The sequence below is a fragment of the Pedobacter sp. 22226 genome, assembly GCF_052045455.1.
Lineage (GTDB): Bacteria > Bacteroidota > Bacteroidia > Sphingobacteriales > Sphingobacteriaceae > Pedobacter > Pedobacter jeongneungensis.
The window spans coordinates 195,140-208,572 of sequence record NZ_JBQEPB010000003.1 but is presented as its reverse complement, the minus strand read 5'-3'; the positions used below and the strand labels follow the sequence as shown (position 1 = coordinate 208,572).

The window sequence follows — 13,433 nt, the reverse complement described above, 5'->3', positions numbered from 1 at the left end:
TACTATTATCGATAATGATGAAAATTAAAATATTAGCCTTAATCCTTGTTACTTCGGTTTTAAGTGCCTGCTCTTATAAATTCAGCGGAGCCTCTACCACAGGTTTAAAAACAGTGGTGGTGCGTGTATTCGAAAATAATGCGCCGCTTGTGGTACCTACATTGAGCAACCAGATTACCGAATCGCTAAAAACCAGGATCCGGAATCAAACCAAACTGATTATTTCGCCAACCGGCGAAGGTGATGCCTCATTTGAAGGCAAAATAACCGGTTACGACATTAAACCTGTTGCCCTTCAAAACAGTGCTACGCCAACTTCGGGCGCAAACAGGTTAACCATTACCGTTTCGGTAAAGTATAAAAACAACCTGAAAGAACACGAAAAAGAAAGTTTTGAAGAAAGCTTTACCAAATTTTTCGATTTCCCAATCAATGGTGCGCCAATCCAAACCCTGTTGCCAGGTGCTATCGAGAACATTAACAAGCAGTTATCAGAGGATATTTTTAACCGTGCCTTTGCGCAATGGTAAATAAAGCAGGATTGTAAAAGACAAAATTTTAAAAACCCGCTTACATTTTTTTAACTTAGCGGCAAACCCCGATAATGGATAACAAAAAGCTACTGGCAGATTTACTTGCGCAACCTGGAAAGGTTAGGCCAGAGCATGCGTCCATGTTGCAGGAGATGGTTCAGCAATTTCCTTATTCACAGCCCATCCATTTACTTTTGGCCAAGGCCAACGCATCATTTGTGCCAAAGGCAGCTTTATATGGCCAGGGTCATATTTTGTTCCATGTATTAAATATGGTTCCGGTTCAGGATGAAAAGGAAGTTTTAGAAGAAGCAAATGAACCAGAAATTGAAAACCAGCCCCTCTTAACTGAAGAATTGCCTGAAGCGGAGGTAAATGAGATTGTTGCCGAAGATAATAATGATGAGCAGGTGGTTGTTGAAGAGGTTGATGAAATAAAAAGTAAAGATGCTCCTTCGGTAGAAACGCCGGATAACCTTCCGGGCACCGATAAATTAACAGATTTACCTGCGGTAGACGATTCATTTATAGAAAGCGCAGCTTCGATTGACTTTTTTGCATTTGAGCAAAAACTGAGCACTGATGTAGTAACTGAAGTGCCCAAAATAGAAACCGTAGTACCCGATGATCCGGAACACAGTTTTGTTTCGCAATATAACGACGATAAACTTCCTTATACCTTTTTATGGTGGCTGGCCAAAACCCGCAAAGAGCACGAGCAGATTTTTCAGCCTTATGCGCCAACTAAACAAGGTTCAGTAAAACCACAGCCACAAAACAATCGACAGCAGGAGCGGGCTGAGTTTCAGCAGCAGTATGTGGAGCACATTTTCCATATCCAGACCCCTTTCGAGGTGGCAGATCATTTGGCCGAATATCCTGCTGCCGAAGTTAAAGATACTAAAGGTGCAGAAATTATTGAGCGTTTCTTAAAAGAAGACCCAACCATTAAGCCGCCAAAGCCTGAGCAGATTGATACTGAGAATAAGGCCAAGAAGAGCGCAGAAGATAATTACGACCTCGTTTCGGAGACTTTAGCCAAAATTTATATCGAGCAGATGCTTTATCACAAAGCCATAGATACTTATAAAAAATTAAGTTTGAAATATCCGGAAAAAAGCCGTTACTTTGCCGACCTTATCCAATCTATAGAAAAGAAATTTTAAAAAATATAATATTACCATGGTAACCTTTTTAATCATTTTATTAATTATTGCGTGTGTAGCCTTAGGCTTATTTGTTTTAATACAAAATCCTAAAGGTGGAGGTTTAGCTACAGGCGGTGGCACCAGTAACATGTTTGGTGTACAACGTACCGGAGATGTTTTGGAAAAAGGATCGTGGGTATTATTAACTGCAATTGTGGTGTTAACCCTTGCTGTTACTACAATTGCCAAAACAAGTGGTGGTTCTGCAGCAGTTGGAAACTCAGCCATTCAGGAACGTTTAGATAAAACGCCATCACCATCTCCAATTGGCGGAAGTTTAAACAACACTAAACCGGCACCAGCCCCTGCTCCGGCTCAAAGCGATTCGACAAAGAAATAATTTGTAATTAACTTATTTTAAAAGCTTTCCTCAAAAAGGAAAGCTTTTTTTGTTTATGGTGTGGTGATTTCTGTTGGATTAATCATCAGGGCTTATCACGAATCCATAAGATCTGTTAACACACATTTAACACAAAAACTTTAAATTGCAGCATGAAATTAAGTGTGTTGGTTTTATTTACTGCTCTTGCCGTTGGCTTATCCATCGGGATGGTTAATTTTTATTTTCAGCATAGCTGGTATTACCTGGCCATTTCTTTTGGAGTATCTTTTCTATGCAGTTTTCTCGTTTTTTATTACCTGCTCGAGAAATATATTTATACCAAAATCAAACTGATTTATAAGCTGATCCATAACCTTAAACTCGGTAAGGATTTAAAGGATGCGCTTGGCGAATATGTAAGTTCCGATCCGATTAATGATGTGGAAAATGAAGTGAAAGAATGGGCCGGAGCAAAGAAAAAGGAGATAGATCTGTTAAAAAAACAGGAACAGTTTAGAAGGGAATTTCTTTCCAATGTATCACACGAATTTAAGACCCCGCTTTTTGCCATACAGGGCTATATCGAAACCCTGCAGGATTGTTTAGTAGATGATCCTGATCAGGCCGTTCTGTTTTTAAAAAAAGCCGAAAACAATGTGGAGCGTTTAAGTTACCTGATCAACGATCTGGATGTGATCTCTAAGCTCGAAACCGGCGAATCGCCCATTAATTACCAAAAATTCGATTTTGTGCAGTTAGCTAAAGAGGTAATGGAAAACCTCGAAGACCGGGCACAGGCGAAACACATTAAACTTTTTTTTAAAGATAAGTACACGGCAATTACGCCTGTTTCGGCCGATAGGGAAAAGGTAAGGCAGGTACTGATCAACCTGATTGTAAACAGCATTAAATATGGTATTGATGGGGGCGAAACAGCCATCAAAATTTTCGAACTCCACGACCAGGTATTGATCGAAGTTACTGATAATGGTATCGGAATTGAAGAAAAACACCTGTTGCGCTTATTTGAGCGTTTTTACCGCATCGATACCCATAGGGCAAGAGAAGTTGGCGGTACAGGTTTAGGCCTGGCGATTGTGAAACACATTTTAGAAGCTCATCAGCAAACTATTTCGGTTAGAAGTACACCAGGGATCGGTACTACCTTCGCATTTACACTCCAAAAGGGAGGATAACAGGCTTTTCTACCACCGAAGAAACAGAGAAGGTCTTCAAACGCGCCGTGATATAAATAAATTAACCACAGCTAAAAAGGATGCACACAGGTGAAATCCGTGCATCCGTGGCTAATATTTAAAAGCCATGGTTCGTGCTCCCACAAACCACTTCAAGCGTTGTTATATTCTCTTTAAGCGTTTCCAAAACCAGCGTTATTATTTTCCTAAGCCTTTATCCATTTCATTATCAAATACCTAAAAGAAAGTTGAAAGCAATAAAATGTGACGAAAACAGGTAATAATTTGTTAATATAATTAATGAATTAACATTAACTTAACATTGGGCTTGTAGCTTTGTACCATATTAAAAATTAACATGAACAATATTTTTAAGTTCTTTACGCCTCAGGACAGAAAGTTTCACCCACTTTTCGAACAAGCTGGTAGCAATGCATTAAAAATTGCTGAAACCCTTTTAGAAATGGTTAGCACAGGTGATGCTGAAAGCAGAAAAACAATTTTTAAAGAAATTGAACGCTTAGAACACGTTGGTGATGATATTACCCATTCTATCTTTCTGGAGCTGAGCAGGAACTTTATTACTCCATTTGATAGAGAGGATATTCACCAACTGGCTACTGCTGTTGATGATGTTGCCGATTATATTTACGGAACGGCAAACCGCATGCAAATGTACAATATGAATACCATTAATGAGCCGATTGTTAAAATCGCTGAGCTGTTGGTAGAAATGTGTACAGATATTGATAAAGCCATTAAAGAATTACGCAGTTTCAAAAATATCCGTGTAATTGCTGATGCCTGTATCCGCATTAACAGTGGCGAAAACCAGGCAGATTACGTATTCACCTTAGCGGTTGCCCGTTTGTTTGAATACGAAACCAATGCGATTGAATTAATTAAACAAAAAGAGGTTTTACAAACGATAGAAAAAGCGACAGATAAATGTGAGGATGTGGCGAATGTGCTTGAAACTATCTTGGTTAAAAACGCTTAATAAAAAACAAACATGGTAACTACCTTATTGGTTGTTGTTGTAATTCTGGCTATTGCTTTCGATTACATTAACGGCTTTCACGATGCCGCTAACTCGATTGCAACAGTTGTTTCTACAAAAGTTCTTACGCCTTTTCAGGCGGTTTTGTGGGCTGCATTATTCAACTTTGCTGCTTACTTTTATTTTACCGATCACAAAGTAGCCAACACGGTTGCTAAAACTGTAATCGAAAATTATATTACCCTTGAGGTTATTCTGGCAGGTTTAATTGCCGCAATCATCTGGAATCTTTTAACCTGGTGGTATGGTATCCCTTCCAGTTCATCACACACATTAATTGGTGGTTTTGCCGGTGCAGGTATGACGCACGCCTTGTTAATCGGTGCTAGTCCTCTTGCTGCGGTAGAAATGGGTTATGTTGTTAAAATCGTATCTTTTATCGTACTCGCTCCAATCATCGGTATGGTAATTTCAGTTGTTTTAACATTAATTATTATAAACATTTGCCGCCATGCCAAACCTGCTACAGCAGAGAAATGGTTTAAACGCCTTCAATTAATATCTTCTGCTGCATTGAGTTTCTTTCATGGTGGTAACGATGCACAAAAAGTAATGGGTATTATCGCCACGGCTTTAATTGCAGCTAAAGTTATCCCTAACTTCGAATCGATGCCTGCATGGGTGCCAATTTGCTGTTATTCAGCAATCTCACTGGGAACCATGAGCGGTGGCTGGAAGATTGTTAAAACCATGGGATCTAAAATAACAAAGGTAACTGCCTTAGAAGGTGTTGCTGCTGAAGGTGCCGGTGCCATTACATTGGGTATTACCGAGCATTTCGGTATTCCGGTTTCTACTACGCACACCATTACAGGTTCAATTGTAGGGGTAGGTGTGGTAAAAAGTGTTTCGGCAGTACGTTGGGGCGTAACCATCAACTTAATCTGGGCATGGATTTTAACCATTCCTGTTTCGGCTACGCTTGCCGCGATTATTTACGCTATAATCTATTATTTAAAGTAAAAACAAAATCCTTTTATATACTCAAAAGACCAAGGCATTAGCTTTGGTCTTTTTTGTTTGGCGTTTTTACCGGAAAGGCTGATAGGTTTACCACAGAGGGCATTGAGTTTTACACAGAGGAGAACAGGGAAAAGGCGTCATCTGGGCTACCATTAACATCCTCCAACAAAAAGGTCGTCATCTCGACTGAAGCAAAGCGAAACGTAGAGATCTGCCTGGATAGATCTCTGGACTACGTTGCACTCCGCTCGAGATGACGGGGACCATAAATAAGTTAGGCGTCAACTCTTCTGTCATTCTGAACGTAGTGAAGAATCTTTCATTGATTTGCTCATTTCCTTTGCTACTTTTTGCGCCAATACATCTTCGCTTTTCTCTAAATTTGAGACGATACTTTCCTGGTTTTTGACGGAATGGTTCTGGCTCATTTTGAAAACATGATCGATATGATTTACCAAAACTTCGAAACCGGTAATCGCCTTTAAATGTTTCTGGATATAGTCCTCATCCATTTTGTTAAATGCAGCCAGGCTTGTTTCGGGATTTTCGTACTTATCGGTCAGTTCTTTAATTACCTGATAGGTTTCTTCTGAATCCATAAGCCTGATGGTACCTTTGGCCTGAACCGTTTTATAATTCCATGTTGATGCTACCGCAGGGGTTTCGTAAACAGAAGCACTTACATAAGCATGTGCACCTGTAAAAATGGCCATTACCTTCGGGTTTTGCTCAAAAGCTTTGCAATGATCGGTTTTGGTCATGATGTGGCCGATGAGTTTAATCGATTCGCCATCTATTATCGTTTTAACCGGTACTTGTGTAGCAACAGGATATTCGCCATCGAAACCGATTAAGGTTACAAAATTATTCTGGTGCATAAATTCAAGAACTTCATCCTGATTATGAGCTGTAAAATGTGGGAGTTTATACATGATATTTCAACTATATCGTCATTGCTGAGAAGGAAATAAAGCCTGTTCCGATTTTTCGGGAAAGCAATCTTAAAATCTATTTAAAAGAAGAACCTTTTAAAACTTAACGCTGATTTCTACTAAATCAGTTCCATTTTTGGGCAATACCCAATCCGGACCATTTTGGATAAGCCGCATCGCTTCTGCATCAGCTTTTTTATTCAGCGATTTTATAACGGCGATGTTGGTAGGCCGTCCGTTCTTTTTAACCTTGAAACTTAAAATCACAAATTGTTCAGGGCCTTTCGGGTTATAAAGTTTATTGTTGTTTTCCAGGTACTGCGTATAGTTTATCGTCGAAACCGGCACAGGTTTGGTAATTTCGGCTGTTGCTTTACCATCCAGGTTTTGTTCTGCACGGAGTGTGATTTTTGGCGCAGGAATATTCTCTTTCTTCTGTCCGTTAGATCCCGTAATTAAAGCAATTTCATTTAACGACTTATTTCCGCTTAAAGCGCTTTTAATCGCATTGGGATCCTGTATGCCAACTACAGGCGCCTCTTTAAAGCCAATTGCATTAATCAGCAGATCTTTGTCTTTAGCATTGCTATCGGCGGGTAAATAAAAATAACCTTTAGCATCCGTAGCCGTTACGTTTTTTGAGCCGGCCAGTTTTACCACTGCCCCTTGAATGGGTTGGCCATTGCTTTGATCGACAACATTACCGCTAAATGCAATTTTATTGGATGCAATAGCTGGAGCCGCTGCAATTTTAACTTCGCGTAATACACTTTGATCTGCTTTTGCTTTTTCAGCGTAAATGTTCATGTTTTCAGCGCTTGCTACCTTTGCCCTGTTGTAACCAATTGTTGGTTTTGCAGCAACAATCTCTTGTGGCGCTGGTTGTACAATGGTATTTATTTTGGTATTTTTAGCCAGATCAGTATTTTTTGCATCGGCTATAGCCTTATCTACCAAAGCAGTTCGAGTTGCACTTTGTACTGCAGTATCTTGTTTTAGTTTACTTGAAGCAACTGCGGTAGTGCTATCTAATTGAACCATTACACCGCCCTGTTTACGGGCTACATTTTCTGCGTTTCTTCTATTGGTTTCGCGCATAAAGAAGAGAATGCTTACTGCAATAAAAGCTACGGTAGCGGTTGCTGCAATACTTAACCTTTGCGTGGTAATGCCCCACATTCTGCGTTTTATCGGTTTTTCCGAAACACGGTCGTAAAGCTGTTTTTGTAAAATAGAAAGTGTTTGTTTGCGTTTTGGCGATTGTTTTAGCCCTTCCAGTGCTTCGGCCACAAAAGGATCTTCCAAAGCCTGCCTTTCTACAAAGTGCATAGCTTTGGCATCAAGCTTACCATCAAGGTAATCTTCCAGCACATCAATATCTAACCAGTCGTTATTCACCACTATTTTTTTCTATACAAATCTTTAAATTCCGCTTACCGTTCTGGATATAACTTTTCACTTTAAGCATGTCGTAACCGGTAATGTCGGCCACTTCTTTGTAGCATTTTTCTTGTAAATAAAATAAATCTACGCTTTTTCGCTGTTCTTCGGGCAAAGTTTCCATACACTTTTCCATAATGGTAAGCTGCGTTTCTTTTGTGTTGTCTATATCCAGATGCACAAACTCGCTGTTTTCCACAAAAGTATCGTCTATTGAAACGTTATTTTGCTTTGCTGATTTCCGCAGTGCCATTAAACAATGGTTGCGCGTTAAAACATGAAGCCAGCTTTTAAAATTCTGTACCTCATGCACTTTTAATTTGGTTACCAGTTCTTCGAAAATCTGCATTACAGCATCTTTGCTTTGCTCTTCATCTTTAAAGTAGTTGAGGCAAACCCCGAAAACCAGGTGCATGTATTTATTGTAAAGCGTACCCAATGCGTCTAAGTCGCCGGTATTTTTATACTCAGCAATCAATTTGGCATCATCCTGCTGGTTGTTCCCAGCTGTGTTTTTTATAAATCTCAAAAAAAGGGTCGCTATTTCGAATTATCTTTCAAGTATAAAAAATATTTCTGAGTGATGGCACATAAACTAATTTTTTAGGAATGATTACTCATCATTAATTCCGGATTCGCAGCACACAAACACTTATATTTGAACATCAATTTAAATTATGGCAGTTGTTTTGCTAACCATCACTAAACACACAAAATGAAAAGGATCAATATTTTAGCTGTATCGATAGTGCTGCTATCCGTAAGCCTCAACGCAAAGGCCCAGATTAAACTGAGCGATATCTTTAAAAAGGTAACTGAAAAGCAGGGCACAAGCACAACAAGTGCAACCGGAACGCCCTCTACTTTGGAAATCGGGCAGGGAATAAAGGAAGCATTGCAGATCGGGGTTTCTGCAGGTGCCGACAGGCTTTCGGTTAAAGATGGTTTTTTGGGTAATCTTGCCGTTAAAATACTGATGCCGCCTGAAGCGCAAAAAGTAGAAAAAACATTGCGCGGCATAGGACTAAACAAACTTTGTGATAACGTAATTGTGAGCTTAAACCGCGCTGCAGAAGATGCCGCTACCGAAGCAAAACCTATTTTTATTTCGGCCATTAAACAAATGACATTAACTGATGCAACCAATATCCTTTTGGGCAATAACAATGCAGCTACAGAATATTTTAAAAGGGTAACTACATCGCAGCTGATGGAAAAATTTAGTCCGATTGTAACCACCAGTTTAAGCAAGGTAAATGCCACCAAATATTACAGCGATTTAACAACTCAATATAACCGCTTGCCTCTGGTAAAGCCCGTAAATACGAACTTAACAGAATATGTTACCCAAAAAGCAATAGATGGCTTATTTATTGAAGTAGCCAAAGAAGAATTAAAAATCAGGGGTAATTTAAGCTCAAGAAGCACAACTTTATTGCAAAAAGTTTTCGGTTACGCGGATAAGAAAAAGAGTTAAGTAGTATGTATGGTTCGTGGAGACACGAACCAAAGGCAAAGTTTATTTTAAGTAAAATATTGTCCGATCACAGGTTTCTAATGAACAGAAAGAAAAACTATTTGTAAAATTGCGCATGACGAAAATCAGTAGCCGATTAGTTTCCATTTTAATTCCCTGTGTGGCGTTAATCACTTCTTGTGGTAACAATAAATCTACCGAAAACGATGACAAAGCCGTTTTAGATACTGTTTCTTTGAGCAATAAAAATTTCGCGCTGGCTTATCAGGATGGCGATAAAATTGTGGCAACGAGTATCGATACCATGAAGCAGATTTCGTTTGGTGGCGCTACCGATCCGGCCATTTCTCCTGATGGCAATAAACTGGCTTATACCCTTAGCGATTCAGCAGGGAACAGGTCGGTCTGGATTGCTGATTTGGAAAATAAAAGCCAGGGCAAATTACAGGTAAACGGCAATAATTATTACGGTGCGGTATGGTCTGCTGACGGTAATAATATTGCTTTCAGCGTTTTTAATAACCAAAGTATTTGGAAAATTGGTGTAATTAAGGCTGATAATTCAGGTTACGTAATGCTGGATAGTACCTCGAAAATAAATGCTTTTGGGCCTAACTGGAAAAATGAAAAAGAAATTATTGCGCATGATATTGATAACCTTTACACATTCAATCTTTCCGGAAAGCTGATAGATACAAAATCTATTAAAGGGCTAATTGGAAATGCATATTACATATCAAGCAGCAACAATTTCTTCTACAGCAAAGATGGCAAGAAATTAATCTTCAATGCCAGTAACGGCGAGGTGTTAGATGGCTTACACGATAGGGCCGAGGCTGTTTATATTCTTGATATAGCCAGTAAAAAAGTGGCGCCAATCTCACCCAAAGGCGTTCATGCGCCTTTCCTTTTTGTTACTGCAGATGACCGTATTTTTTATAGCGGTGAAGAAAAGCCATATACACGCAGCAAAATTTATGTGGCAGATTTAAATGGCAATATTAAAACGGTGGTTGATAAGGGAAGTAACCCAACCGGCGCGCTAAAGTAGAAGAAACATATCTTAGTTTTTTGGAGCGCAATGCCTGTACAAGAAAATAAGCTGGTTCCCGTGTTCCGCTTATACGCTTTGGGTTTCGTGCCTCAACCCTGCAGGGTATCACTTCACCCGCCCGCCTGCAACGGGCAGGGGGCCAAAATAGCATTTCATTTTAGGGGTTGCAGGGGGCACCTTACTTCGTGCCTAAACCCGATTGACGGGGAAAGCTCCCGGTTTTTCATCGGGACTTGTACCAAAAGCGGGACTGCATTCCGCCAATAACACCTGTCCTTTCATTTCCAAAAAAAGAATAATCATAAACTATTGCACAAGGCTTTTTAATACTTTCGAAGTTAGTCCTGCTCATTCCCACCGCTAAACTTCGAAAGATGCCGAAAAAAATAACGAAAATTTAAAGTAATATTGAGTTTCATCCGTTTACTGCTTTATACGCAATAAATAGTGCCAACAAACGAACCTCAAAATATCATTTCAACGGTTGCCAATTATGGTAAACGCCTGTTCAGTTTCATCCGTGGAAGGGTGAATACAGACGAGGATGCGGAAGATATTTTACAGGATGTTTGGTTTCAGTTGAGCAATCAGCCCGAAGTGGGTACTATTGAGCAGATTAGTGGCTGGCTGTACCGCGTGGCCAGAAATAAGATTACCGATAAATACCGGAAACAAAAGGAAGAATCGATTGAAGATTTCAGTTTTGAAGGGGAAGATGGGGAAATTAATTTTAAGGAAATTCTGCTGGCCGAGGCTTATTCACCGGAAGAGGAAAGTTTGAAAAAACTATTCTGGGATCAGCTGTTTCTGGCGCTCGAAGAACTGCCCGAAAATCAACGTTATGTATTTGTGCAGAATGAATTGGAAGAACGCACTTTTCAGGAGCTGGCCGATGAAAGCGGGGAGAATATTAAAACATTAATATCAAGAAAAGGTTATGCGGTAAAACACCTGCGTAACCGCTTACAAAATTTATATCAGGAATTTATTAACTATTAAATTTGCAGACATGATGAATAGAAATTTTAATCGGCGCAAGAAATTTATTTTCTTTTTACCCGTAGCGGTGCTTATAGCAGCGGTTTTGGGGTATGTGGTTATGTTTTTATGGAACTGGATTTTACCTGAGGTGGCACATGCAGGCAAACTAACTTACTGGCAGGCCCTCGGCTTACTGGTGCTGTGCCGGTTGCTTTTCGGTAATTTTAAAAAAGGTGGTCATGACGGGCATAATGGTTTCCGTGAGCGGGCAAGGGCCATGCGTGACAAATGGGAAACCATGGACGACGAGGAACGGATAAAATTTAAAGAAGAATATAAACGGAGGTGTGGCGGATGGGGCCACCACCGGAATAAAGAATAATGAGAAGCTCCGAAGAAATTCGGAGCTTTTTTGTTTTAATACCACGCTGTCATTCTGAGCGCAGCGAAGAACCTCTCTAAAATTTGTCATCTCGACTGGAGTGCAGCTCTTCTCAACCCGTCATTTCGACCGGAGTGCAACGAAGTGGAGAAATCTTTCTCAGGGCAGATCTCTCCATTCCACTGCGCTCCAGTCGAGATGACGCTCCAGATTAAAAAAAATCAAAATAATTTAAAGTAAAAATAAAGTTGCTCCGTCTTCTTATATAAATAACGAAAATAACAGGGTTTAATGGTCAACTTGCTTACAGTGAAATGATTAAACTTTTAAAAAGATAAGAAGATGAAAAAAATATTAAAAGCAATTGGATTTGGGATGATATTCGGCGCGGCCGCTTTCTTTATCCCGTATGTATTCAAATTTATATTGGCTGCGGTGCTGATCGGTTTTATATTCAGGGCCTTTGCAGGCAGAAGACGTTATTATTTCCACAGCAGATATAACGGTTTTGAAAACCATTTCAACCCGATTGTGCCGATTGATAATCAATGGTACAGGCCAACCGTACAAAGCAATGGAACCGTTAACAACATCAATGTAAATTACTAAGCCATGAGAACATTCAGAATATTACTGGCACTTGCTGTTGCTGCAGGAACTTTTTACAGCTTAAATGTATTAGCTGTTCAAAACGGATACCGCGATCACCTTGACTTTAAAAACAGGCATTACAACGAAGATTGCCAGCATGAACATAACAGGCGCCATGCCTTCAGTCACCACAATAGAAAAACCACTGATGCTTTAATTGCGCCGGTAGATAGTGTTAACATCACAAAAAGATAAGGTTATGTCGCAGGTACTTTTTTTGAGCGATCCATCACAGGCAGATGTGAGTCCGATTTTAGGAATGGCCAACGAACTGATCAGTCGTGGAGAAAAGGTAACTTTTTTCAGTTCGGATGAGTTTAAAGCTCCTATTGAACAAATCGGTGCAGATTTTAAGGCCTATAATCGCGAGGTGGATGTTTTTCAGCGCAATGCTGAAAGTGATGAAGAAAAACCGAAATCGGGTTTGATCAGTGCCTTACTCGAACCCATGAAGTTTATCGATGATATTGTGGTGCAGATAAGGGGATTAAAATTCGATTATGCCGTTTTTTCACCGGCTTATCCTTATGCCAACATCATTACCCAGCTATTGGGGATTACCAAAACCGAGCAGGCGGTTACCAGTTAACTGGTTAAATCCTGCGAATTAATAAAATAAATAACCATTAGATTAAGTAAAATGTACAAAGAACATAGATGCCACGAGGGCAGGATGCATGGCCGTTACGGCGCAGGAGAAGGAAGATTTGGAAGACACTTCGGCGGGCCTTTTGGTCACCATAAATTCGGGATGTTTAACCAGGGATTTAGAAAAGTACCGGTTAACATCGAGGAAACAGAAAACAGTTTTATTATTGAGCTTTTTGCACCGGCATTGGAGAAAGAATTTTTAAAAGTAGTAACCAAAGATGATGTATTAACCATTTCTTACCAGCCAAAAGAAGAAGCTGAAACGGCTAAAAAATACAACAGGAAAGAATACAGCAATGGCACTTTTGAAAGGGCTTTTGCTTTAAACGGAAAGGTTTTATCAGATCATATCTCAGCAAACTATGCCGATGGAATTTTGAAAGTTAACCTGCCTAAAAACCCCGAAACGAATATACCCGAAAAAGATATCGAGGTACACTAAGTTTCGTTTATTATAATTTCCAGGCCCCAATTGTTTAATACAGTTGGGGCTTTTTTGGGTTAAGAGCTTATAAAATGCATTTGTTTCTTCTGAATATAAATGATATTGAAATGCTGTTTGCTATTGGCGGTATTTTAAGGT

At 39.7% G+C, this 13,433-nt stretch carries 17 protein-coding genes; 14 read left to right on the top strand and 3 right to left on the bottom strand.

What is annotated here, in order from left to right; translation table 11 throughout:
- Window positions 1-14 precede the first annotated feature (14 nt).
- The 6 genes from ACTJKC_RS07810 to ACTJKC_RS07785 all read left to right on the top strand — a co-directional run bounded on the left by ACTJKC_RS07810 (window position 15) and on the right by ACTJKC_RS07785 (window position 5,282).
- Window positions 15-530, top strand: a complete 516-nt coding sequence (locus tag ACTJKC_RS07810) for an LptE family protein (protein WP_440790958.1) — start codon at window positions 15-17, stop codon at window positions 528-530.
- A 74-nt stretch (window positions 531-604) separates the two neighbouring features.
- Entirely contained in the window at window positions 605-1,699 is a 1,095-nt protein-coding gene (locus ACTJKC_RS07805; RefSeq protein WP_440790957.1) for a hypothetical protein, read from the top strand.
- A gap of 16 nt (window positions 1,700-1,715) precedes the next feature.
- Window positions 1,716-2,081 carry a preprotein translocase subunit SecG gene (secG, locus tag ACTJKC_RS07800; protein WP_344853314.1) on the top strand — a complete coding sequence of 122 codons (366 nt, stop codon included), beginning with the start codon at window positions 1,716-1,718 and terminating at the stop codon, window positions 2,079-2,081.
- Between the two features lie 152 nt (window positions 2,082-2,233).
- Window positions 2,234-3,259 (top strand): sensor histidine kinase, encoded by a 1,026-nt coding sequence (locus tag ACTJKC_RS07795; RefSeq protein WP_344853313.1) that lies wholly within the window; start codon window positions 2,234-2,236, stop codon window positions 3,257-3,259.
- Window positions 3,260-3,617: 358 nt separating this feature from the next.
- Window positions 3,618-4,259, top strand: a complete 642-nt coding sequence (locus ACTJKC_RS07790; RefSeq protein WP_025141776.1) for a DUF47 domain-containing protein — start codon at window positions 3,618-3,620, stop codon at window positions 4,257-4,259.
- A gap of 12 nt (window positions 4,260-4,271) precedes the next feature.
- Complete coding sequence (locus ACTJKC_RS07785; RefSeq protein ID WP_113951764.1) at window positions 4,272-5,282, top strand: inorganic phosphate transporter; 1,011 nt, start codon at window positions 4,272-4,274, stop codon at window positions 5,280-5,282.
- 293 nt (window positions 5,283-5,575) lie between these two features.
- Here the strand turns inward: ACTJKC_RS07785 and ACTJKC_RS07780 are convergent, their stop codons facing one another.
- The 3 genes from ACTJKC_RS07780 to ACTJKC_RS07770 all read right to left on the bottom strand — a co-directional run bounded on the left by ACTJKC_RS07780 (window position 5,576) and on the right by ACTJKC_RS07770 (window position 8,183).
- Window positions 5,576-6,214 (bottom strand): FMN-binding negative transcriptional regulator, encoded by a 639-nt coding sequence (locus tag ACTJKC_RS07780; protein ID WP_440790956.1) that lies wholly within the window; start codon window positions 6,212-6,214, stop codon window positions 5,576-5,578.
- A 96-nt stretch (window positions 6,215-6,310) separates the two neighbouring features.
- Window positions 6,311-7,612, bottom strand: coding sequence for a carboxypeptidase-like regulatory domain-containing protein (locus ACTJKC_RS07775; RefSeq protein ID WP_440790955.1), 1,302 nt, complete (start codon window positions 7,610-7,612; stop codon window positions 6,311-6,313).
- On the bottom strand, window positions 7,605-8,183 hold the full coding sequence (locus ACTJKC_RS07770) for an RNA polymerase sigma factor (RefSeq protein WP_187592447.1): 579 nt from the start codon (window positions 8,181-8,183) through the stop codon (window positions 7,605-7,607). Before ACTJKC_RS07770 ends, ACTJKC_RS07775 begins: the two co-directional genes overlap by 8 nt.
- A 186-nt stretch (window positions 8,184-8,369) precedes the next feature.
- Between ACTJKC_RS07770 and ACTJKC_RS07765 the strand changes: the two genes are divergently transcribed.
- From ACTJKC_RS07765 to ACTJKC_RS07730, 8 genes are all read left to right on the top strand, one after another.
- Entirely contained in the window at window positions 8,370-9,131 is a 762-nt protein-coding gene (locus tag ACTJKC_RS07765) for a DUF4197 domain-containing protein (RefSeq protein ID WP_440790954.1), read from the top strand.
- A gap of 160 nt (window positions 9,132-9,291) precedes the next feature.
- On the top strand, window positions 9,292-10,182 hold the full coding sequence (locus ACTJKC_RS07760; RefSeq protein ID WP_440790953.1) for a TolB family protein: 891 nt from the start codon (window positions 9,292-9,294) through the stop codon (window positions 10,180-10,182).
- 450 nt (window positions 10,183-10,632) lie between these two features.
- The gene (locus tag ACTJKC_RS07755) at window positions 10,633-11,184 is read left to right on the top strand and encodes an RNA polymerase sigma factor (protein WP_440790952.1); all 552 of its coding nucleotides are present in this window, start codon (window positions 10,633-10,635) and stop codon (window positions 11,182-11,184) included.
- Between the two features lie 10 nt (window positions 11,185-11,194).
- Complete coding sequence (locus ACTJKC_RS07750) at window positions 11,195-11,548, top strand: HMG-box domain-containing protein (RefSeq protein ID WP_440790951.1); 354 nt, start codon at window positions 11,195-11,197, stop codon at window positions 11,546-11,548.
- Window positions 11,549-11,890: 342 nt separating this feature from the next.
- Window positions 11,891-12,157 carry a hypothetical protein gene (locus ACTJKC_RS07745; protein ID WP_440790950.1) on the top strand — a complete coding sequence of 89 codons (267 nt, stop codon included), beginning with the start codon at window positions 11,891-11,893 and terminating at the stop codon, window positions 12,155-12,157.
- Window positions 12,158-12,160: 3 nt separating this feature from the next.
- A complete protein-coding gene (locus ACTJKC_RS07740; RefSeq protein ID WP_440790949.1) occupies window positions 12,161-12,394 on the top strand; it encodes a hypothetical protein in 234 nt (77 codons plus the stop codon).
- 4 nt (window positions 12,395-12,398) lie between these two features.
- A complete protein-coding gene (locus tag ACTJKC_RS07735; RefSeq protein WP_344853304.1) occupies window positions 12,399-12,788 on the top strand; it encodes a hypothetical protein in 390 nt (129 codons plus the stop codon).
- Window positions 12,789-12,839: 51 nt separating this feature from the next.
- Window positions 12,840-13,292 carry an Hsp20/alpha crystallin family protein gene (locus ACTJKC_RS07730; RefSeq protein ID WP_344853303.1) on the top strand — a complete coding sequence of 151 codons (453 nt, stop codon included), beginning with the start codon at window positions 12,840-12,842 and terminating at the stop codon, window positions 13,290-13,292.
- The last annotated feature ends 141 nt before the right edge of the window (window positions 13,293-13,433 follow it).